The sequence below is a fragment of the Citrobacter sp. Awk 4 genome (assembly GCF_028069725.1).
GTDB lineage: Bacteria > Pseudomonadota > Gammaproteobacteria > Enterobacterales > Enterobacteriaceae > Citrobacter_D.
In genome coordinates, this window is sequence record NZ_JANEWG010000020.1 from 46,210 (window position 1) to 67,773 (window position 21,564).

Annotated in this window: 22 protein-coding genes; 17 read left to right on the forward strand and 5 right to left on the reverse strand. The window is 52.8% G+C overall.

Annotation, left to right across the window (positions count from 1 at the left end; translation table 11 throughout):
* Positions 1–158 precede the first annotated feature (158 nt).
* Positions 159–215: a YsgD/CorL family protein gene (ysgD, locus tag NNO04_RS10640; RefSeq protein WP_238340021.1), complete on the forward strand. Its 57-nt coding sequence runs from the start codon at positions 159–161 to the stop codon at positions 213–215.
* A 153-nt stretch (positions 216–368) separates the two neighbouring features.
* The gene (gene corA / locus NNO04_RS10645; RefSeq protein ID WP_271444628.1) at positions 369–1,319 is read left to right on the forward strand and encodes a magnesium/cobalt transporter CorA; all 951 of its coding nucleotides are present in this window, start codon (positions 369–371) and stop codon (positions 1,317–1,319) included.
* A gap of 84 nt (positions 1,320–1,403) precedes the next feature.
* Here the strand turns inward: corA and rarD are convergent, their stop codons facing one another.
* Positions 1,404–2,300, reverse strand: a complete 897-nt coding sequence (gene rarD, locus NNO04_RS10650) for an EamA family transporter RarD (RefSeq protein ID WP_271444629.1) — start codon at positions 2,298–2,300, stop codon at positions 1,404–1,406.
* Between the two features lie 51 nt (positions 2,301–2,351).
* Positions 2,352–2,819 (reverse strand): acyl-CoA thioesterase YigI, encoded by a 468-nt coding sequence (yigI, locus tag NNO04_RS10655; protein ID WP_271444630.1) that lies wholly within the window; start codon positions 2,817–2,819, stop codon positions 2,352–2,354.
* A gap of 161 nt (positions 2,820–2,980) precedes the next feature.
* Between yigI and pldA the strand changes: the two genes are divergently transcribed.
* The 3 genes from pldA (at position 2,981) to rhtC (ending at position 6,442) form a co-directional block, all read left to right on the forward strand.
* On the forward strand, positions 2,981–3,850 hold the full coding sequence (gene pldA, locus NNO04_RS10660; protein WP_271444631.1) for a phospholipase A: 870 nt from the start codon (positions 2,981–2,983) through the stop codon (positions 3,848–3,850).
* A gap of 77 nt (positions 3,851–3,927) precedes the next feature.
* A complete protein-coding gene (gene recQ, locus NNO04_RS10665; protein ID WP_271444657.1) occupies positions 3,928–5,757 on the forward strand; it encodes an ATP-dependent DNA helicase RecQ in 1,830 nt (609 codons plus the stop codon).
* Between the two features lie 64 nt (positions 5,758–5,821).
* Positions 5,822–6,442: a threonine export protein RhtC gene (rhtC, locus tag NNO04_RS10670; RefSeq protein ID WP_271444632.1), complete on the forward strand. Its 621-nt coding sequence runs from the start codon at positions 5,822–5,824 to the stop codon at positions 6,440–6,442.
* Between the two features lie 40 nt (positions 6,443–6,482).
* Here the strand turns inward: rhtC and rhtB are convergent, their stop codons facing one another.
* Positions 6,483–7,103: a homoserine/homoserine lactone efflux protein gene (rhtB, locus tag NNO04_RS10675; protein WP_271444633.1), complete on the reverse strand. Its 621-nt coding sequence runs from the start codon at positions 7,101–7,103 to the stop codon at positions 6,483–6,485.
* A 110-nt stretch (positions 7,104–7,213) separates the two neighbouring features.
* Here rhtB and pldB point away from each other — a divergent pair, with 110 nt between their 5' ends.
* The 3 genes from pldB to NNO04_RS10690 all read left to right on the forward strand — a co-directional run bounded on the left by pldB (position 7,214) and on the right by NNO04_RS10690 (position 10,026).
* Positions 7,214–8,230: a lysophospholipase L2 gene (pldB, locus tag NNO04_RS10680; protein WP_271444634.1), complete on the forward strand. Its 1,017-nt coding sequence runs from the start codon at positions 7,214–7,216 to the stop codon at positions 8,228–8,230.
* Between the two features lie 15 nt (positions 8,231–8,245).
* Positions 8,246–9,046, forward strand: a complete 801-nt coding sequence (gene yigL, locus NNO04_RS10685; protein ID WP_271444635.1) for a sugar/pyridoxal phosphate phosphatase YigL — start codon at positions 8,246–8,248, stop codon at positions 9,044–9,046.
* A gap of 80 nt (positions 9,047–9,126) precedes the next feature.
* Positions 9,127–10,026, forward strand: coding sequence for a carboxylate/amino acid/amine transporter (locus NNO04_RS10690; RefSeq protein ID WP_271444658.1), 900 nt, complete (start codon positions 9,127–9,129; stop codon positions 10,024–10,026).
* Here NNO04_RS10690 and metR read toward each other — a convergent pair.
* Positions 9,914–10,867, reverse strand: a complete 954-nt coding sequence (gene metR / locus NNO04_RS10695; protein WP_271444636.1) for an HTH-type transcriptional regulator MetR — start codon at positions 10,865–10,867, stop codon at positions 9,914–9,916. The two genes, NNO04_RS10690 and metR, sit on opposite strands and share 113 nt — an antisense overlap.
* Positions 10,868–10,984: 117 nt before the next feature.
* On the opposite strand from metR, the gene metE reads away from it, so the two are divergent.
* Positions 10,985–13,246 (forward strand): 5-methyltetrahydropteroyltriglutamate--homocysteine S-methyltransferase, encoded by a 2,262-nt coding sequence (gene metE, locus NNO04_RS10700; RefSeq protein WP_271444637.1) that lies wholly within the window; start codon positions 10,985–10,987, stop codon positions 13,244–13,246.
* A 74-nt stretch (positions 13,247–13,320) separates the two neighbouring features.
* Here metE and NNO04_RS10705 read toward each other — a convergent pair whose 3' ends face one another.
* A complete protein-coding gene (locus NNO04_RS10705; RefSeq protein ID WP_271444638.1) occupies positions 13,321–14,130 on the reverse strand; it encodes a dienelactone hydrolase family protein in 810 nt (269 codons plus the stop codon).
* 260 nt (positions 14,131–14,390) lie between these two features.
* Here NNO04_RS10705 and udp point away from each other — a divergent pair, with 260 nt between their 5' ends.
* The 8 genes from udp (at position 14,391) to tatC (ending at position 21,528) form a co-directional block, all read left to right on the forward strand.
* Positions 14,391–15,152, forward strand: coding sequence for a uridine phosphorylase (gene udp, locus NNO04_RS10710; RefSeq protein ID WP_271444639.1), 762 nt, complete (start codon positions 14,391–14,393; stop codon positions 15,150–15,152).
* A 160-nt stretch (positions 15,153–15,312) separates the two neighbouring features.
* Complete coding sequence (gene rmuC, locus NNO04_RS10715; protein WP_271444640.1) at positions 15,313–16,740, forward strand: DNA recombination protein RmuC; 1,428 nt, start codon at positions 15,313–15,315, stop codon at positions 16,738–16,740.
* Positions 16,741–16,834: 94 nt separating this feature from the next.
* A complete protein-coding gene (ubiE, locus tag NNO04_RS10720; RefSeq protein ID WP_162380355.1) occupies positions 16,835–17,590 on the forward strand; it encodes a bifunctional demethylmenaquinone methyltransferase/2-methoxy-6-polyprenyl-1,4-benzoquinol methylase UbiE in 756 nt (251 codons plus the stop codon).
* A 13-nt stretch (positions 17,591–17,603) separates the two neighbouring features.
* Entirely contained in the window at positions 17,604–18,209 is a 606-nt protein-coding gene (gene ubiJ / locus NNO04_RS10725) for a ubiquinone biosynthesis protein UbiJ (protein ID WP_271444641.1), read from the forward strand.
* Positions 18,206–19,846, forward strand: coding sequence for a ubiquinone biosynthesis regulatory protein kinase UbiB (gene ubiB / locus NNO04_RS10730; RefSeq protein ID WP_271444642.1), 1,641 nt, complete (start codon positions 18,206–18,208; stop codon positions 19,844–19,846). Before ubiJ ends, ubiB begins: the two co-directional genes overlap by 4 nt.
* 78 nt (positions 19,847–19,924) lie before the next feature.
* On the forward strand, positions 19,925–20,179 hold the full coding sequence (gene tatA, locus NNO04_RS10735; RefSeq protein ID WP_162380358.1) for a Sec-independent protein translocase subunit TatA: 255 nt from the start codon (positions 19,925–19,927) through the stop codon (positions 20,177–20,179).
* A gap of 3 nt (positions 20,180–20,182) precedes the next feature.
* Positions 20,183–20,728 carry a Sec-independent protein translocase protein TatB gene (gene tatB, locus NNO04_RS10740; RefSeq protein WP_271444643.1) on the forward strand — a complete coding sequence of 182 codons (546 nt, stop codon included), beginning with the start codon at positions 20,183–20,185 and terminating at the stop codon, positions 20,726–20,728.
* A gap of 2 nt (positions 20,729–20,730) precedes the next feature.
* Positions 20,731–21,528: a Sec-independent protein translocase subunit TatC gene (tatC, locus tag NNO04_RS10745; protein ID WP_271444644.1), complete on the forward strand. Its 798-nt coding sequence runs from the start codon at positions 20,731–20,733 to the stop codon at positions 21,526–21,528.
* The last annotated feature ends 36 nt before the right edge of the window (positions 21,529–21,564 follow it).

Below are 21,564 nucleotides of genomic sequence, written 5' to 3' on the forward strand. Positions count from 1 at the left end.
CTGCCGCTTAATGTTCTGAAAACATAGATAAATCATCCCTCTCTGCTAACCTTAAAGCATTAGGGGAAATAATTACTTTTTCGCGTTCCGTTGCGAGTTGACGTCAAATTTATGCTGGCGTAACATGCGCGCACGATTACGCTAAGAGGACATTCGCCTTGGACACACCCAGTAGATGCTGGCTCATTATCCTGTCATCCAGGATCAACTCCTAAGGCTATCCCTTTTTGCTGATAGCCTTCGCGGTTGTCAGCGACTTTCTCTCTTTTCCCGTCGCGTTGAGTCAGGCTGTTTAATGGTCTGAAACCCAATTTGTTTCTGTGTGCCCACCGAACGTCCGATATTTTTATGCATTGGGAGTCCCGGTCATGCTGAGCGCATTTCAACTGGAAAAAAACCGACTGACCCGGCTGGAAGTCGAGGAGTCACAAACCCTGATTGATGCTGTATGGGTCGATTTGGTCGAACCGGACGACGACGAGCGCCTGCGCGTACAATCTGAACTGGGTCAGAGCCTGGCAACACGTCCTGAACTGGAAGACATCGAAGCATCTGCCCGTTTCTTCGAAGACGAAGACGGTCTGCACATCCACTCCTTTTTCTTCTTTGAAGATGCGGAAGACCACGCCGGTAACTCCACGGTGGCATTTACCATCCGTGATGGCCGTTTGTTCACCCTGCGTGAACGTGAACTGCCAGCGTTTCGTCTCTATCGTATGCGTGCGCGTAGCCAGGCGATGGTGGACGGCAATGCGTATGAGCTGCTGTTGGATCTGTTTGAAACCAAAATCGAACAGCTGGCAGATGAAATCGAAAACATCTACAGCGACCTGGAAAAACTCAGCCGTGTGATCATGGAAGGGCATCAGGGTGATGAATACGACGAAGCGCTCTCCACGCTGGCGGAACTGGAAGATATCGGCTGGAAAGTGCGCCTGTGTCTGATGGATACCCAGCGCGCCCTCAACTTCCTGGTACGTAAAGCGCGTTTACCGGGCGGACAACTGGAGCAGGCGCGTGAGATCCTGCGCGATATCGAATCCCTGCTGCCACATAACGAATCCCTGTTCCAGAAAGTGAACTTCCTGATGCAGGCGGCGATGGGTTTTATCAACATCGAGCAGAACCGTATCATCAAGATCTTCTCGGTGGTTTCTGTGGTGTTCCTGCCGCCGACGCTGGTGGCCTCCAGTTACGGAATGAACTTTGAATTTATGCCGGAACTGCACTGGAGCTTCGGTTATCCTGGCGCGATTGTCTTTATGATGCTCGCGGGTCTGGCGCCGTATCTGTACTTTAAGCGGAAGAACTGGCTTTGATGATTCGCCCGGTGGCGCGACGCCTACCGGGCCTAAAGATCCCGTAGGCCGGATAAGGCGCAGCCGCCATCCGGCAAAAAAGCACTACAACCCTTTGCGCGTTCTTCGTTGGGTATAAATCGCATCCGCAACAAAAATCCCCAGCGCCACCCAGATAAAGGCGAACGTCACCATTTTATCGGCTCCCGGCGTTTCGCCGTAAAACATGACCGCCAGAATAAACATCAATGTTGGGCCGATATACTGGAAGAATCCCAGAGTGGAGAGACGCAGACGCGTTGCCGCGCCGGTAAAACAGAGCAGCGGTATCGTGGTGACAACGCCTGCGGCGATCAACAACAGGTTCAGCGACAAAGGGTTCTTATCCATATGGCTGGTGGCGCTGTCGGCAATGCCAAACAGATAAATTGCGGCGACCGGCAAAAGCCACAGCGTTTCAATCAGCATGCCGGTTTGCGCTTCCACGGCAATCTTTTTACGCACCAGACCGTAAAAGGCGAAACTGAACGCCAGTCCCAGCGCGATAATCGGCAGCGAACCGAATGTCCAGAGTTGCACCAATACGCCGCAGGCCGCCATCGCGACGGCCAGCCACTGCATTCGACGGAAGCGCTCGCCGAGGAAAATCATCCCCAGTAAAATGTTCACCAGCGGATTGATAAAGTAGCCCAGGCTGGCTTCCAGCATGTGGTGGTTATTCACCGCCCAGATAAAGAGCAGCCAGTTTCCACCGATCAGAACTGCCGACAATGCCAACAGGAAGATCTTCTTTGGCGTTTGCAGCAGCGTTTTTAAATACGACCACTGACGACTGACGCTGATCAGCGCCACCATAAAAAAGAATGACCAAATTACGCGGTGCGTCAGGATTTCGTCCGCTGGAACGTAAGAGATCAGCTTGAAGTACGCGGGTGCGATACCCCAAATAAAATAAGCAGCAAGAGCGAGTAGTACGCCCTGCCGCGTTTGCTTAGCATCCATCGGGAAAACTCATATCAGAAATGGAACGGCAGTTTACCTTTTTTTACGTGCTTACCCCACCATATAAGTGGCGGTCGCGCTGGCGATATAAAGCTGATCCTCGTTATGCAACTCCACACGCGCTACGGCGACCTTATTACCCGCACGGAGCAAACTACTGGTCGCGGTAAAACGATTCCCACGGCCAGGGCGTAAGTAATCGACGCGTAGATCGATGGTGCCCATGCGTGACATCCGTTGGCGTAGTTCATCTTCACTGATGGTTTCATGACGGGTCAGCGTACTCCCCACGCAAACCAGGCCGGCAGCAACATCTAATGCAGAGGCAATCACCCCGCCATGCAAAATGCTCTGTGACCAGTTCCCGACCATCATCGGCTGATTACTGAAGGCTAATTGGGCAAACTCCTTTTCATAGCGCTCCAGTTCCAGCCCCAATGCCCGGTTAAACGGCATATGGTAGACAAACATTTCCCCTACTAACTTCAGGACTTCTTCAGCGGTAAGTACAGCAGACATACGATTGGACACTCCGTGGTTAATGAGATGTTGATATTATGCTTCTTGTTTGTTGTTTTCTACTTTAGGAGAGGATAACTAAACAGGTATTGAGTAAGTATGTAGAATGCGTGATACATAATTTTACAATCATCAATATTGAGTTCAGGAGAAGTGTAACGATGTGGGCAATTCTGGGGTGGTTATTACCAGCAGCAATGCTGCCGTTGGCCGCGTTTGCGCAGGACGCGACAGAGAAAGAGGTTCATGATGCACCGGCGGTGCGAGGCAGTATTATCGCCAACATGCTGCAAGAGCATGACAGTCCGTTCACGCTGTACCCCTATGACACTAACTATCTGATTTACACCGCTACCAGTGACATGAACAAAGAAGCTATCAGTAGCTATGACTGGTCGGATAATGCCCGTAAAGATGAGGTGAAGTTTCAACTGAGTCTGGCTTTCCCTCTCTGGCGTGGCATTCTGGGGGCGAATTCGGTGCTGGGGGCGTCCTATACCCAGAAATCGTGGTGGCAATTGTCGAATAGCGAAGAGTCTTCGCCTTTTCGCGAAACGAACTATGAACCGCAACTGTTCCTGGGATTTGCCACCGATTATCGCTTAGTGGGCTGGACATTGCGCGATGTAGAAATGGGGTATAACCACGATTCTAATGGCCGTTCAGATCCGACATCGCGTAGCTGGAACCGTCTTTATACCCGTCTGATGGCTGATAATGGCAACTGGCTGGTGGAAGTGAAGCCGTGGTTTGTCGTGGGCAGTACCGATGATAACCCTGATATCACCAAATACATGGGCTATTACCAGCTTAAAATCGGCTATCACCTCGGTGAGGCGGTGTTAAGTGCAAAAGGGCAGTACAACTGGAATACCGGATACGGCGGCGCAGAACTTGGTCTCAGCTATCCGATAACGAAGCACGTTCGCCTTTATACCCAGGTGTACAGCGGATATGGCGAATCCCTGATCGACTATAACTTTAATCAGACGCGTGTCGGTGTAGGCGTGATGCTGAACGATATCTTCTGATAAGCACTTAAACATTGCAGTTTCTCTCTCAGGCGCTGAAAATAGCGCCTGTTTTTATACTGGTGAATGGGGTTAATGTGGCGCAGGCGGAAGTGTTGAATCTGGAGTCGGGAGCTAAACAGGTTTTGCAGGAAACCTTCGGCTACCAACAGTTTCGCCCAGGTCAGGAACAGATTATCGACACCGTTCTTTCCGGTCGAGACTGCCTGGTCGTGATGCCAACCGGTGGTGGGAAATCCCTGTGCTATCAAATCCCGGCACTGCTTCTGAACGGCTTAACCGTCGTTGTTTCACCGCTTATCTCTCTGATGAAAGACCAGGTCGATCAACTGCTGGCCAACGGCGTGGCAGCGGCGTGTCTGAACTCAACCCAGAGCCGTGAACAACAGCTTGAGGTCATGTCGGGCTGCCGTACCGGGCAAATCCGCCTGCTGTATATCGCACCTGAACGCCTGATGCTGGATAACTTTCTTGAGCATCTTGCACACTGGAACCCGGTGTTATTAGCCGTCGACGAGGCTCACTGTATTTCGCAGTGGGGGCATGATTTCCGCCCGGAATACGCCGCACTGGGTCAGCTTCGCCAGCGTTTCCCCGCCCTGCCGTTTATGGCGCTCACCGCAACGGCCGACGACACCACCCGACTGGACATTGTTCGCCTGCTGGGACTCAACGATCCGTTAATCCAGATCAGCAGTTTTGACCGCCCGAACATTCGCTATATGTTGATGGAGAAGTTTAAGCCGCTCGATCAGCTTATGCGTTACGTTCAGGAACAGCGCGGTAAGTCGGGCATTATTTACTGTAATAGCCGTGCGAAAGTGGAAGACACCGCCGCGCGTTTGCAAAGCCGCGGGATCAGCGCGGCGGCGTATCATGCGGGTCTGGAAAACGGCGTTCGCGCCGATGTGCAGGAAAAATTCCAGCGTGACGATCTGCAAATCGTCGTGGCGACGGTGGCATTCGGCATGGGGATTAATAAACCCAACGTCCGCTTTGTGGTGCACTTCGACATTCCGCGCAATATCGAATCCTACTATCAGGAAACGGGTCGGGCAGGGCGAGACGGTCTGCCCGCGGAAGCGATGCTGTTCTACGATCCGGCGGATATGGCGTGGCTCCGACGCTGTCTTGAAGAAAAACCTGCCGGACAGTTGCAGGACATTGAACGGCACAAGCTGAATGCGATGGGGGCGTTTGCTGAGGCGCAAACCTGCCGTCGCCTGGTGTTGCTCAACTATTTTGGCGAAGGGCGGCAGGAAGCGTGCGGCAACTGCGATATCTGCCTTGATCCGCCAAAACAGTACGACGGTTTAATGGATGCGCGCAAAGCGCTGTCGACGATCTATCGTGTTAACCAGCGCTTCGGTATGGGGTATGTCGTGGAGGTACTTCGCGGCGCGAACAACCAACGAATCCGTGACTTAGCCCATGACAAACTGCCGGTTTACGGCATTGGCCGCGAGCAGAGCCACGAGCATTGGGTGAGCGTTATTCGCCAACTGATTCATCTTGGGCTGGTGACGCAAAACATCGCCCACCACTCGGCGCTCCAGCTCACAGAAGCGGCGCGTCCGGTGTTGCGCGGCGATGTGCCGCTTCAGCTTGCCGTACCGCGTATCGTTGCGTTGAAGCCTCGTGTAATGCAGAAATCCTTCGGCGGTAACTACGATCGCAAGCTGTTTGCTAAATTACGTAAACTGCGTAAAGCGATTGCCGATGAAGAAAATATCCCGCCTTATGTGGTTTTCAACGACGCTACGCTTATCGAAATGGCGGAACAGATGCCGGTGTCGCCGAGTGAAATGCTCAGCGTTAACGGTGTCGGCATGCGGAAACTGGAGCGTTTTGGCAAAGAGTTTATGGCGCTGATCCGCGCGCATGTCGATGGCGACGACGAAGAGTAGTCAGCCTGGAAAAAAAGTGCCAGGATGATGACTCACTGAACTCTTTCCCCCGCGAGTTATTTTTATGCTGATGCTATTTCTCACCGTGGCTATGGTGCACATTGTTGCGCTGATGAGCCCAGGACCAGACTTTTTCTTTGTCTCCCAAACTGCCGTCAGCCGTTCCCGTAAAGAAGCGATGATGGGCGTATTGGGCATTACCTGTGGCGTGATGGTCTGGGCGGGCGTGGCGCTGCTTGGGCTGCATCTGATCATTGAGAAAATGGCCTGGCTGCACACCATTATCATGGTCGGCGGCGGTCTGTACCTGTGCTGGATGGGGTACCAAATGCTCCGTGGCGCATTGAAAAAACAGGAAACAACGGCCCCCGCGGCGCAGGTGGAACTGGCGCAGAGTGGACGTAGTTTTCTGAAAGGTCTGCTGACCAATCTGGCGAATCCGAAAGCGATTATTTACTTCGGCTCGGTGTTCTCACTGTTTGTTGGTGATAATGTCGGTACGGCTGCGCGCTGGGGTATTTTTGCGCTGATTATCGTGGAAACGCTGGCGTGGTTTACGATTGTTGCCAGTCTGTTTGCCCTGCCGAAAATGCGTCGCGGTTATCAGCGCCTGGCGAAATGGATCGACGGTTTTGCCGGCGCGTTATTCGCAGGTTTTGGCATTCATCTGATTATTTCGCGCTAAGTGATAAGCCGGATTAGCGTTAGCGCTGTCCGGCAACGTTTCATGCATGTCTTGCTGAGGCCAATAGCGCGCCGACCAGCATAAACAACGAACCGAACACTTTGTTCAGCGCCTTCATCTGTTTTGGCCCCTTAATCCACGCCGCGATGCGTTGTGCCAGCGTCGCATAACCGATCATCACAATCACATCGACCACAATAGTCGTAATGCCGAGGATGACGTACTGCATCAGTTGCGGTTCCTGCGGCAGGATAAATTGTGGAAACAGGGCGGCAAGAAAAACGATGCTCTTGGGGTTGGTCAGATTGACAAAGACGGCGCGTTTGAACAATCGACCACGTGATTGTGTGCTTGCCATCGTGTTCAGATCGATAGCGCCCGCAGCGCGCCATTGCTGAATACCCAGCCAGATCAGATAGGCGGCTCCCGCCCACTTCAGAACCTCAAAGGCGATGACCGAGCGCGAAAATAGCGTCCCCAGACCGATCCCCACCAGAATGATGTGAGTACCAAGCCCGGTTTGCAGACCCGCAATTGATGCGACTGCGCCACGATAACCGTGGTTGATGGAAGTGGTCATGGTATTGATGGCGCCGGAGCCTGGAGAAAGACTCAAAATAATGGATGTCAGCAGGTAGGCGAACCACCATTCAAAGGTCATGAGAAACTCCCTGGTTGTCTATTTTTATGCCACAATACGCTACTGTTGCTGTGTTGTGTCAGACATGACAAAAAAAACGATTTTACGTGGTTAACGAGGCTGGATACCCGATGTTTCAGCAGCAAAAAGATTGGGAAACAAGAGAAAACGCGTTTGCCGCTTTTTCCATGGGACCACTGACAGATTTCTGGCGTCAGCGGGAGGAAGCGGAGTTTACGGGCGTGGACAATGTTCCGGTGCGCTTTGTCCGTTTTCGCGCAGAAAACAATGATCGTGTGGTCGTGATTTGTCCTGGCCGTATTGAAAGCTATGTAAAGTACGCCGAACTGGCGTATGACCTGTTTCAGTCGGGTTTTGATGTGCTCATTATCGATCATCGTGGGCAAGGGCGATCCGGGCGATTATTGTCGGATACGCACCGTGGGCATGTGGTGAGTTTTAATGATTATGTCGATGATTTAACCGACTTTTGGCAGAAGGAAGTTCAACCGGGACCGTGGCGAAAACGCTACATACTCGCCCATTCCATGGGCGGTGCAATTGCCACCCTGTTTCTGCAACGTCATCCCGCGCATTGTGATGCCATCGCGCTTTGTGCGCCGATGTTTGGTATTGTGATGCGCCTGCCTTCGTTTATGGTGCGCCATATTCTCGACTGGGCGGAAGGACATCAACGCATCCGTGAAGGGTACGCGATTGGCACGGGTCGCTGGCGGGCGATGCCGTTTAGCATGAATGCGTTAACCCACAGCCGACAACGTTACCGCCGCAACTTACGTTTTTATGCCGACGAACCGCAACTGCGGGTTGGTGGACCGACATATCACTGGGTACGTGAAGGTATTCAGGCTGGCGAACAGGTATTGGCAGGGGCGGGCGACGATGCGACGCCTACGCTGCTCATCCAGGCAGAGGAAGAGCGTGTGGTGGATAACCGCATGCATGACCGTTTTTGTGAAATCCGCGCCGCAGCAGGCCATCCTGTAGAAGGAGGCCAGCCGCTTGTTATCAAAGGCGCGTACCATGAGATCCTTTTTGAAAAGGACGCAATGCGCTCAGTCGCGCTCAACGCTATTGTTGAATTTTTCAACAGGCATAATTCATCCAGCGAAAATCGCTTTGCATAGAGGTTTAATTTTCTTATGTATCAGGTTGTTGCGTCTGATTTAGATGGTACGCTACTCTCTCCCGACCACACGTTATCCCCTTACGCTAAAGAGACGCTGAAACTGTTGACTGCCCGTGGCGTCAATTTTGTTTTTGCGACCGGGCGTCACCATGTCGACGTAGGGCAAATCCGCGATAACCTCGAGATTCGGTCTTACATGATCACCTCCAACGGGGCGCGAGTACACGATCCTGATGGAAATCTGGTGTTTACGCATAATCTGGATCGCGACATTGCCAGCGATCTGTTCGGCGTGGTGAACACCAACCCGGATATTGTCACCAACGTATATCGCGACGACGAATGGTTTATGAATCGCCATCGTCCGGATGAGATGCGTTTTTTCAAAGAGGCGGTTTTCAATTATTCGCTGTTTGAACCCGGCTTACTGGAGCCGGAAGGCATCAGCAAAGTGTTCTTCACCTGCAATTCTCATGAAAAACTGCTGCCGCTGGAGCAGGCGATAAACGCGCGTTGGGGCGATCGTGTCAACGTGAGTTTCTCTACGCTGACGTGTCTGGAAGTGATGGCCGGGGGTGTTTCGAAAGGGCATGCGCTGGAAGCCGTCGCAAAAGCGATGGGTTACAGCCTGAAGGATTGCATTGCCTTTGGCGATGGCATGAACGACGCCGAGATGCTCTCCATGGCGGGTAAAGGGTGCATTATGGGCAATGCGCACCAGCGCCTGAAAGACCTGCATCCAGGACTGGACGTGATCGGCACCAACGCTGACGACGCCGTGCCGCATTACCTGCGTGAGCTGTTTTTATCCTGATGTAGTTGTTCTTTAGTTGACCAGTTGTCAACTCAACTCTCCGCTACAATGGATGCTCCTTGTTCAAAGAGACATCCATTGTGGCGCTACTCATCATTACCACGATCCTGTGGGCCTTTTCGTTTAGCTTAATTGGCGAGTATCTTGCCGGGCATGTCGACAGCTATTTTTCCGTACTGATGCGTGTGGGGCTGGCGGCGCTGGTCTTCCTGCCGTTTTTGCGCACGCGCGGGCAGTCGCCTCGAACCATTGTGCTCTACATGCTGGTCGGCGCGATGCAACTGGGCATCATGTACCTGCTCAGTTTCCGTGCTTACCTGTACCTGACTGTCTCTGAATTTTTACTGTTTACCGTCTTCACACCGCTGTATATCACGCTGATCTACGATCTGTTGAGTAAGCGCAGGCTGCGTTGGGGCTATGTGTTGAGCGCGCTGTTGGCGGTGATTGGGGCCGCGATCATTCGCTATGACAAAGTCAGCGATCACTTCTGGACCGGTTTATTGCTGGTACAGCTGGCGAATATCAGTTTTGCCATTGGGATGGTGGGCTACAAGCGGTTGATGGAGATCCACCCGATGCCTCAGCACAACGCGTTTGCCTGGTTTTACATGGGGGCGTTTCTGGTGGCTGTCGCCGCCTGGTTTATGCTGGGGAATCCTCACAAACTCCCGACGACCCCGTTACAATGGGGCATTCTGGTCTGGCTGGGCGTGGTGGCTTCCGGACTGGGGTACTTTATGTGGAACTATGGGGCGACGCAGGTGGATGCAGGCACACTGGGCATCATGAATAACGTGCATGTCCCTGCGGGGCTGCTGGTCAACCTTGCTATCTGGCAAGAACAGCCCCACTGGCCAAGCTTTATCATTGGGGCGACGGTGATACTGGCCTCACTGTGGGTACATCGCTATTGGGTCGCTCCGCGCTCCGTACAAACGGTAGATGATCGCAAGCGTGGTTCCGCGCTGAACGAATAAAGGCTTCCGTCACCGGCTGCCGTTGTTCGCCGTCGCGGACGGCGGCGTAGAGGCGGCTCCACAATCCATCACCCAGGGTTTTGGTCACCACCAGACCCTGGCGCTCAAAACTCTCCACCACCCAGTGCGGCAAGGCAGCAATCCCCATTCTGGCCGCGACCATTTGGATCAGCAGTAGCGTGTTATCGACGCTTTTCAACGACGGGCTAACGCCCGCAGGTTGTAGGAAGTGGCGCCACACATCTAGGCGGCTGCGCTGCACCGGGTAGATCAGCAGCGTTTCACTGGCGAGATCTTCCGGCGTGATCAGCGTCTTGCTGGCCAGCGGATGATCCGGCGCCAGCACCAGACGCACTTCAAAATCAAACATGGGCGAATAGTGCAGCCCGCTGCGCGGCAGGATATCGGAGGTCATCACCAGATCCAGCTCGTCCTGCTGCAATGCGGGTTGGGGGTCAAACGTCACGCCGGATTTGAAATCCATCTCCACCTGCGGCCATTTCGCGCGGAAATTCTCCAGTGCCGGAGTCAGCCATTGAATGCAGCTATGACATTCAATAGCGATACGTAGCCGGGTCTGTTGCGGTTCGTTACATGCCTGAAGCGCCCGGCTAATCTGCGGCAGCACCTGGTTCGCCAGCTGCAGGAGAATCTCTCCCTGTGGCGTAAAACGCAGCGGCTGGCTTTTACGCACAAAGAGTCGGAAACCGAGGCGCTGCTCCAGATCGCTGAACTGGTGAGACAGGGCGGATTGGGTTTGATGCAACGTAGCCGCGGCGGCGGCCAGCGAACCACTATTCCGCAACGCCTGTAGCGTTTTCAGGTGTTTAATTTCGATCATGAAAGTCCTTCACTTCGGCATGAACAAATTGCGCTTGAGGAATACACATTACATTTACATTATGGATGTGTAAACATCTGGATGGCTAAATACTAAAAATTCCACAAGGGGCATATAATGACAATATTGAATCACACCCTCGGTTTCCCTCGCGTTGGCCTGCGTCGCGAGCTGAAAAAAGCACAAGAGAGCTACTGGGCGGGCACGACATCTCGTGAAGCGCTGCTGGCGGTTGGGCGCGAACTGCGCGCTCGCCATTGGGATCAGCAGAAGCAAGCAGGTATCGATCTGCTGCCGGTAGGCGATTTTGCCTGGTACGACCATGTTCTGACCACCAGCCTGCTCTTGGGTAACGTTCCGGCTCGTCATCAGAACAACGATGGATCGGTGGATATCGATACCCTGTTCCGCATTGGTCGCGGTCGTGCGCCAACCGGCGAACCGGCGGCAGCGGCTGAAATGACCAAATGGTTTAACACCAACTATCACTACATGGTGCCGGAGTTTGTGAAAGGCCAGCAGTTCAAACTGACCTGGACGCAACTGCTGGACGAAGTGGATGAGGCGCGCGCACTCGGTCACAAGGTAAAACCTGTGTTATTGGGCCCGTTGACATATCTGTGGTTGGGCAAAGTGAAGGGCGAACAGTTTGACCGCCTCAGTCTGCTGAACGACATTCTACCGGTGTACCAACAGGTGCTGGTGGAACTGGCAAAACGTGGCGTTGAGTGGGTACAAATTGATGAACCGGCGCTGGTGCTGGAGCTGCCGCAGGAATGGCTGGAGGCTTATAAACCCGCGTATGATGCGCTCACGGGTCAGGTGAAACTGCTGCTGACCACCTATTTTGAAGGCGTGACGCCAAACCTCGACACCATTACCGCGCTGCCGGTGCAGGGTCTGCACGTTGACCTGATACATGGGAAAGATGACGTTGCAGAACTGCACAAGCGTCTGCCGTCCGAGTGGCTGCTTTCTGCCGGGCTGGTGAATGGTCGTAACGTCTGGCGCGCCGATCTCACTGAGAAATACGCGCAGATTAAAGACATCGTGGGCAAACGTTCCCTGTGGGTCGCCTCTTCCTGCTCGCTGCTGCACAGCCCGATCGATCTCAGCGTGGAAACGCGTCTGGATGCCGAAGTGAAAAGCTGGTTCGCCTTCGCCCTGCAAAAATGTGGCGAGCTGGCGTTGCTGCGTGATGCGCTGAACAGCGGCGACACCGCAAAACTGGCGGAATGGAGTGCCCCGATTCAGGCGCGTCGTCATTCCACTCGCGTTCACAATGCGGCAGTAGAAAAACGTCTGGCGGCGATTACCGCCCAGGACAGCCAGCGTGCGAATGCCTATGAAGTGCGTGCCGAAGCCCAGCGTGCGCGTTTTAAACTGCCTGCCTGGCCGACCACCACTATCGGCTCCTTCCCACAAACCACCGAAATTCGCGGCCTGCGTCTGGACTTCAAAAAGGGCAACCTCGACGCCAATAACTACCGCACCGGCATCGCGGAACACATCAAACAGGCGATTGTTGAACAGGAACGTCTGGGCCTCGACGTACTGGTTCACGGTGAAGCCGAACGTAATGACATGGTGGAATACTTTGGCGAGCACCTCGACGGCTTCGTCTTTACCCAGAACGGTTGGGTGCAGAGCTACGGTTCCCGCTGCGTGAAACCGCCGGTAGTGATTGGCGACGTTAGCCGCCCGGAAGCTATCACCGTGGAGTGGGCATCGTTCGCGCAGTCTCTGACCGACAAACCGGTGAAAGGGATGTTGACTGGTCCGGTGACCATTCTTTGCTGGTCCTTCCCGCGAGAAGACGTAACCCGCGAAACCATCGCTAAACAGATTGCGCTGGCGCTTCGTGATGAAGTGGCGGATCTGGAAGCAGCAGGCATTGGCATCATTCAGATCGACGAACCGGCGCTGCGCGAAGGCTTACCGTTACGTCGCAGCGACTGGGCGGCGTATCTGGAGTGGGGCGTGGAAGCCTTCCGCATCAACGCCTCCGTGGCGAAGGATGACACCCAGATCCACACCCACATGTGTTACTGCGAGTTTAACGACATCATGGATTCGATTGCCGCGCTGGACGCCGACGTGATCACCATCGAAACCTCGCGTTCCGACATGGAACTGCTGGAGTCATTCGAAGAGTTTGATTACCCGAACGAAATCGGACCGGGCGTGTACGACATTCACTCGCCGAACGTACCGAGCGTGGAGTGGATTGAAGCTCTGCTGAAGAAAGCTGAACAGCGTATTCCGGCACAGCGTCTGTGGGTGAACCCGGACTGCGGCCTGAAAACCCGCGGCTGGCCGGAAACCCGTGCCGCGCTGGCGAACATGGTGCAAGCGGCGCAGAATTTGCGCCAGGGGTAGTACTCCAGGCCCGGTAGGCGAAAGCGCCACCGGGCATTTTGGCGGGGGGGGGCTTTGCCTCACCCGACCTGGAATTACTTTTTACTTCCATACTGCGCAAACCACTCCAGCATTCTCTGCCAGCCATCTTTCGCGGATTCTTCGTGATAGCTCGGACGGTAATCCGCATTAAACGCATGCCCCGCATCCGGATAGACGACAATCTCTGCTTTTGCGTTGGCGGCTCGGAGTGCCTGACGCATGGTTTCCACAGAATCAACGGGAATACTGGTGTCTTGCCCGCCGTACAGCCCCAGAACGGGGGCGTTCAGATCAGTCGTGATATCCACGGGCTGTTTCGGGGAGTTCAGCGTTTTGTCGCCCACCAGTTTGCCGTACCACGCCACGGCAGCCTTTAACTGTGGATTATGTGCGGCATACAGCCAGGTAATACGGCCACCCCAACAAAAACCGGTAATCATCAGGCGATGGACATCACCGCCGTTGCGGGAAGCCCAACTGGCGACATGATCCAGATCCGCCAGCACTTGCGAATCAGGAACTTTGGCCACCAGACCGCTCAGTAACGTAGGAATATCGGCAAAATCGTTGGGATCGCCTTCGCGGAAATAGAGCTCTGGTGCGATAGCCAGAAACCCGTCCAGTGCCAGGCGGCGGCAAACGTCGCGAATATGTTCATGCATGCCAAAAATTTCTTGTACCACGATGACAATCGGCAGTGCGCCGTTACTGTTTTTAGGGCGGGCGTGATATGCCGGCATATCATCGCCCTGAGAGGGAATCGACGTCAGTCCAGCGATGATGGCGTCATCCGTCGTATGAACAATGGTAGAGGCAAGAGGTGAAGCTGCAGGTGCAAAACCCGGTTGTTGTGTCTTTGTCATGGTATTCTCCGTACCCTTAAGAAAATTAGCGCAATGTTAAATATAGACATCATGCAACAAATCACATTGCCTGAAACGGTCTATCTTTTGTGCAACGGTGAGTAATATCGATAGGTTTGTGTGATTTGGATCTCTATTTTATGGAAATTCAATGCAACTTATTTACATCACAGTGATGATTGTCACGAAAATGTTTTTAGTCCTTCGGTAGAGTGTCTTTTTGCTTCTTCTGACAAAACCCATTCACAGAGGAGTTGTACATGTCCAAGTCTGATGTTTTTCATCTCGGCCTCACTAAAAACGATTTGCAAGGGGCTACACTGGCTATCGTCCCTGGCGATCCAGAGCGTGTGGAAAAGATCGCCGCGCTGATGGAAAGGCCGGTTAAGTTGGCATCTCATCGCGAGTTCACTACGTGGCGTGCTGAGCTGGATGGTAAAGCAGTGATTGTTTGCTCTACCGGTATTGGCGGCCCGTCTACCTCTATTGCTGTGGAAGAACTGGCACAGTTGGGCATTCGTACTTTCCTGCGTATTGGCACTACCGGCGCGATTCAACCGCACATTAACGTTGGCGACGTACTGGTCACCACCGCTTCTGTTCGTCTGGACGGCGCGAGCCTGCATTTTGCGCCGATGGAGTTCCCGGCCGTGGCGGACTTTGCCTGTACCACCGCGCTGGTTGAAGCGGCGAAATCCGTTGGCGCGACGACGCACATTGGCGTCACGGCGTCTTCCGACACCTTCTATCCAGGCCAGGAACGTTACGATACCTTCTCTGGTCGCGTAGTCCGCAACTTCAAAGGCTCCATGGAAGAGTGGCAGTCAATGGGAGTTATGAACTACGAAATGGAATCCGCAACGCTGCTGACCATGTGTGCAAGCCAGGGTCTGCGTGCCGGTATGGTGGCGGGCGTTATCGTCAACCGCACCCAGCAAGAGATTCCCAATGCAGAAACGATGAAGCAAACAGAAAGCCACGCAGTGAAAATTGTGGTGGAAGCGGCGCGTCGTCTGCTGTAATTCTCTCTTCTTTTGTAAAAGGCCGACGCGTTCGGCCTTTTTATTTTGCGTAGCCCCTCGCAGGAAATTCCTTTTAAACTGGACGTTTATACAGCACAATTCTATTTTGTGCGGGTAAAGTCTGTTTCATCAGACTTACGTCGTTTATGCAGGAGGCGTTGTGGATATCTCAATCATTGTTTATGCGGTTATCGCATTGGTGGGCATTGCGTTGGGCTGGTTGATGGCCAGCTACCAGCATGCGCATCAGAAAGCCGAACAATTTGCCGAGCGCGAAGAACTGGTTGCGGATTTAAGCGCAACAAAACAGCAGCTTGCTTTGAGTGATCACTGGCGCGATGAATGCGAGCTTCTCAACAATGAGTTACGCAGTCTGCGTAGTATTAATACCTCCCTGGAAGCTGACCTGCGTGAAGTCACCACCCGCATGGAAGCCACACAGCAGCATGCAGAAGACAAAATCCGCCAGATGATCAATAGCGAACAGCGTCTGAGCGAGCAGTTCGAAAACCTGGCAAACCGGATATTTGAGCAAAGCAACCGCCGGGTTGATGAGCAAAATCGCCAAAGCCTTAACGGCCTGCTTACGCCACTGCGGGAACAGTTAGATGGTTTTCGGCGTCAGGTGCAGGACAGCTTTGGTCAGGAAGCGCGGGAACGCCACACTCTGGCGCATGAAATTCGCAATCTCCAGCAGTTGAATGCACAGATGGCTCAGGAAGCGGTAAACCTGACGCGTGCGCTCAAAGGCGACAACAAAACCCAGGGTAACTGGGGAGAAGTGGTGTTGACGCGTGTGCTGGAGGCATCGGGTCTGCGTGAAGGTTATGAATACGAAACGCAGGTGAGCATTGAGAACGATGCCCGTTCCCGAATGCAACCGGATGTGATTGTGCGTCTACCGCAGGGTAAAGACGTCGTGATTGACGCCAAAATGACGCTGGTTGCTTACGAGCGCTATTTTAACGCACAAGATGATTACACCCGCGAAAGTGCGATGCAGGAACACATTGCTTCGGTTCGCAATCATATCCGTTTGCTGGGTCGTAAGGATTATCAACAGTTGCCGGGACTGCGCTCGCTGGACTATGTCCTGATGTTTATCCCTGTCGAACCTGCTTTTCTGCTGGCGTTGGACAAACAGCCCGAACTGATTACCGAAGCACTTAAAAATAATATTATGCTGGTCAGCCCAACGACTCTGTTGGTGGCGCTACGTACAATCGCCAACCTGTGGCGCTATGAACATCAAAGCCGTAATGCCCAGCAAATTGCCGATCGGGCCAGCAAGCTCTATGACAAAATGCGGCTGTTTGTCGATGATATGTCGTCTATTGGCCAGAGTCTGGATAAGGCGCAGGACAACTATCGGCAGGCGATGAAAAAACTCTCCTCAGGCCGTGGAAACGTACTGGCCCAGGCGGAGGCTTTTCGCGGGTTGGGGGTGGAAATTAAACGCGAAATCAATCCGGATTTGGTTGAACAAGCCACAACGCAGGATGAAGAGTACCGTTTACGCTCTGTTCCAGAGCAGGCACAGGACGCAGCTTACCCTGATGATGAGGGGGTAAAGCAGCAATCACGCTAGCCCATTCGGGGTAGTTGAACCCAGTAGAAGGGTAGGGCAAATTGCCCCAATCTGTTACACTTCTCGAACATTTTATTGATGAGCAGGCACTGAGATGGTGGAAGATTCACAAGAAACGACGCACTTTGGCTTTCAGACCGTCGCTAAAGAGCAGAAAGCTGAGATGGTGGCCCACGTTTTTCATTCTGTGGCGTCAAAATACGACGTCATGAATGACTTAATGTCATTTGGCATTCATCGTTTGTGGAAGCGCTTCACCATTGATTGTAGCGGTGTTCGACGTGGGCAGACCGTTCTGGATCTGGCGGGCGGTACGGGCGACCTGACCGCTAAGTTTTCACGTATGGTGGGTGAGACAGGTAACGTCATCCTGGCGGATATTAACGACTCAATGCTCAAGATGGGACGTGAGAAGCTGCGTAATATCGGCGTCATTGGCAACGTTGAGTACGTTCAGGCGAATGCGGAAGCATTGCCTTTCCCGGACAATACCTTTGATTGCATTACTATTTCGTTCGGGCTACGTAATGTAACCGATAAAGATAAAGCATTGCGTTCGATGTATCGCGTTTTGAAACCGGGCGGCCGTTTGTTGGTGCTGGAGTTCTCCAAACCCATCATTGAACCGTTGAGCAAAGCCTATGATGCGTATTCATTCCATATCCTGCCGCGAATTGGTTCGATGGTCGCGAGTGATGCGGAAAGTTACCGTTATCTTGCTGAGTCCATTCGTATGCATCCTGATCAGGACACCTTAAAAGTGATGATGCAGGACGCCGGATTTGAAAGCGTCGACTATTACAACCTGACGGCTGGTGTTGTTGCCCTGCATCGTGGTTACAAGTTCTGACAGGAGATCGGGGATGCCTTTTAAACCCTTAGTGACCGCAGGAATCGAAAGTTTGCTCAACACCTTTCTGTACCGTTCGTCTGCACTAAAGCCAGCGCGGATGCGCTTGCAAGGCAAAGTACTGCGTGTAGAGCTGAAAGGATTTTCGACGCCATTAGTATTGGTGTTCAGTGAACGCCAGGTCGATGTACTGGGGGCATGGGAAGGTGGGGCCGACTGTACAGTGATAACGCATGCCAGCGTATTGCCAAAATTACGCGACCGGCAGCAACTCACTACGCTAATCCGCAGTGGTGAACTGGAAGTGCAGGGTGATATTCAGGTGGTGCAGAATTTTGTTGCGCTGGCCGATCTGGCTGAGTTCGATCCTGCGGAGCTACTGGCTCCCTACACCGGCGACATTGCCGCGGAGGGGATCAGTAAAGCGTTGCGCGGTGGGGCGAAATTTCTGTGTCACGGGGTTCAACGCCAGCAACGTTATATCGCTGAAGCGATCACTGAAGAGTGGCGCATGGCTCCCGGACCGCTTGAAGTTGCCTGGTTTGCAGAAGAAACAGCCGCCGTGGAGCGTGCGGTCGAAGAGTTGGCTCAACGGCTGGAAAAACTGGAGGCCAAATGACGCCAGGTGAAGTACGGCGCCTTTATTTCATCGTTCGCACCTTTTTAAGTTACGGCCTTGATGAACTCATCCCCAAAATGCGTATTACGCTGCCGCTTCGGTTATGGCGTTACACATTGTTCTGGATGCCGAATAAGCACAAAGACAAACCGCTGGGAGAGCGACTAAGACTGGCTTTGCAGGAATTAGGGCCGGTGTGGATCAAATTTGGTCAAATGCTTTCCACTCGCCGTGACCTTTTCCCTCCTCATATCGCCGATCAGCTTGCGTTACTGCAGGACCGGGTTGCCCCGTTTGATGGAAATCTCGCCAAAGCACAAATTGAGGAAGCGATGGGAGGATTGCCTGTCGATGCCTGGTTTGATGATTTTGAAATACAGCCATTGGCCTCTGCATCGATTGCTCAGGTGCACACCGCGCGTCTGAAATCGAATGGCAAAGAGGTGGTGATTAAAGTGATCCGCCCGGACATTCTGCCGGTTATCAAAGCGGACATGAAGTTAATCTATCGACTTGCTCGCTGGGTACCGCGTTTATTGCCGGATGGTCGTCGTCTGCGCCCGACCGAAGTGGTGCGAGAGTATGAAAAAACGCTGATTGATGAACTTAATCTGTTGCGTGAATCTGCCAACGCCATTCAACTGCGGCGGAATTTTGACGGCAGTCCGATGCTCTACATCCCGGAAGTCTATTCCGATTACTGTAGCCAAAATATGATGGTTATGGAGCGGATTTACGGCATTCCCGTCTCGGATGTGGTGACGCTGGAGAAGAACGGCACCAACATGAAGCTTCTGGCTGAGCGTGGAGTACAGGTCTTTTTTACCCAGGTCTTTCGCGACAGTTTTTTCCATGCGGACATGCATCCGGGGAATATTTTTGTTAGCTATGAGCATCCTGAAAACCCCAAATACATTGGCATTGATTGTGGGATTGTCGGCTCACTGAATAAAGAAGATAAGCGCTACCTGGCGGAGAACTTCATCGCGTTCTTTAATCGTGATTACCGTAAGGTCGCGGAGCTGCATGTGGACTCCGGTTGGGTTCCAGCAGACACCAATGTTGAAGAGTTTGAGTTTGCCATTCGTACTGTCTGTGAGCCAATCTTTGAAAAACCGCTGGCGGAAATCTCCTTTGGCCACGTGTTGTTGAATCTGTTTAACACAGCACGTCGGTTTAATATGGAAGTTCAGCCACAGTTGGTATTGCTGCAGAAGACCTTGCTGTATGTTGAAGGTGTTGGACGACAGCTTTATCCGCAACTTGATCTGTGGAAAACCGCCAAGCCATTCCTCGAATCCTGGATTAAAGATCAGGTCGGTATTCCTGCACTGGTGAGGGCATTTAAGGAAAAAGCCCCGTTCTGGGTCGAAAAAATGCCAGAATTACCTGAATTGGTGTATGACAGTTTGCGCCAGGGCAAATATTTACAACACAGTGTTGATAAGATTGCGCGCGAGCTTCAGGCGAATCACGTACGCCAGGGACAATCCCGTTATTTATTGGGAATTGGTGCCACCTTATTGTTAAGTGGAACATTCCTGCTCATCAACCGTCCCGAATGGGGTTTGATGCCCGGTTGGTTAATGGCGGGTGGTCTGGTTGCCTGGATTATCGGTTGGCGTAAAACGCGCTGATTTTTTCATCGCTCAAGGTAGGTTGTGTAACGTATAATGCGACCTTAATAATTCATCATCTATCACAGAGGAACATGTATGGGTGGTATCAGTATTTGGCAGTTGTTGATCATTGCCGTCATCGTTGTACTGCTATTTGGCACCAAAAAGCTCGGCTCCATCGGTTCCGATCTTGGCGCGTCAATTAAGGGTTTCAAAAAAGCCATGGGCGATGATGATACGAAGCAGGATAAAACCAGTCAGGACGCTGATTTTACTGCTAAATCTATCGCAGATAAGCAAAGCGAACCTAAAAAAGAAGACGCCAAGAGCCACGATAAAGAGCAGGTATAATTCGTGTTTGATATCGGTTTTAGCGAACTGCTATTGGTGTTTGTCATTGGCCTCATCGTTCTGGGGCCTCAACGCTTACCTATAGCGGTAAAAACGGTAGCGGGCTGGGTTCGCGCATTGCGATCCCTTGCAACCACAGTTCAGAACGAACTGACTCAGGAGCTTAAGCTCCAGGAGTTTCAGGACAGCCTGAAGAAGGTTGAAAAGGCGAGCCTGGATACCCTGACCCCTGAACTGAAGGCATCAATGGATGAACTTCGTCAGGCTGCGGAGTCAATGAAACGTTCCTACAGTGCTAACGATCCTGAAAAGTCGAGTGACGAAGTGCACACCATCCATAATCCGGTGGTGAAAGGGAACGAAGCGCAGCACGAGGGTGTCACCCCTGCCACCGCTGAAACACAGGCCAGTTCACCGGAACAGAAACCGGAGACGGCTGCTGCAACGCCTGCGCCGACGGAGACCGTTTCCGCAAACGCGACGGACGCAGAAAAGAAATCCGCCGCGCCTGTTCTCGAATCCTCCCCTTCGCCGAGTGATAAACCGTAAACATGGCTGTAGATGATACTCAACCCCTTATTACGCATCTGATTGAGCTGCGTAAGCGCCTTCTGAACTGCATTATTGCGGTCATCGTGATTTTTCTGGCGTTGGTTTACTTTGCCAACGACATTTATCATCTGGTTGCTGCGCCGCTGATCAAACAGTTGCCTCAGGGAGCAACGATGATTGCCACAGATGTGGCCTCGCCGTTTTTCACCCCGATAAAACTCACCTTCATGGTGTCGTTGATTTTGTCAGCGCCGGTGATCCTGTACCAGGTGTGGGCGTTTATTGCTCCTGCGCTGTATAAGCACGAACGCCGTCTTGTCATGCCGCTGCTGGTCTCCAGTTCACTGCTTTTCTACATCGGTATGGCGTTCGCCTACTTTGTGGTCTTCCCGCTGGCATTTGGTTTTCTGGCTAACACAGCACCGCAAGGCGTACAGGTTTCTACCGATATCGCCAGTTATCTCAGCTTTGTGATGGCGCTATTTATGGCATTCGGCATCTCCTTTGAGGTTCCGGTCGCCATTGTGTTGCTTTGCTGGATGGGAGTAACGACCCCCGAAGATTTACGCAAGAAACGCCCTTATGTTTTGGTCGGCGCGTTCGTTGTGGGGATGTTGCTGACTCCGCCTGATGTCTTCTCGCAAACGCTGTTGGCGATACCGATGTATTGCTTGTTTGAAGTTGGCGTCTTTTTCTCTCGTTTCTATGTGGGTAAACGACAAACGCGAGACGAAGACAACGAGGCTGAGAACGAGAAAGCTGAAAACGCTGAGAAAGCAGAGAAACCTGAAGAATAAAATCAACCGCCCGTCAGGGCGGTTGTCGTATTGGAG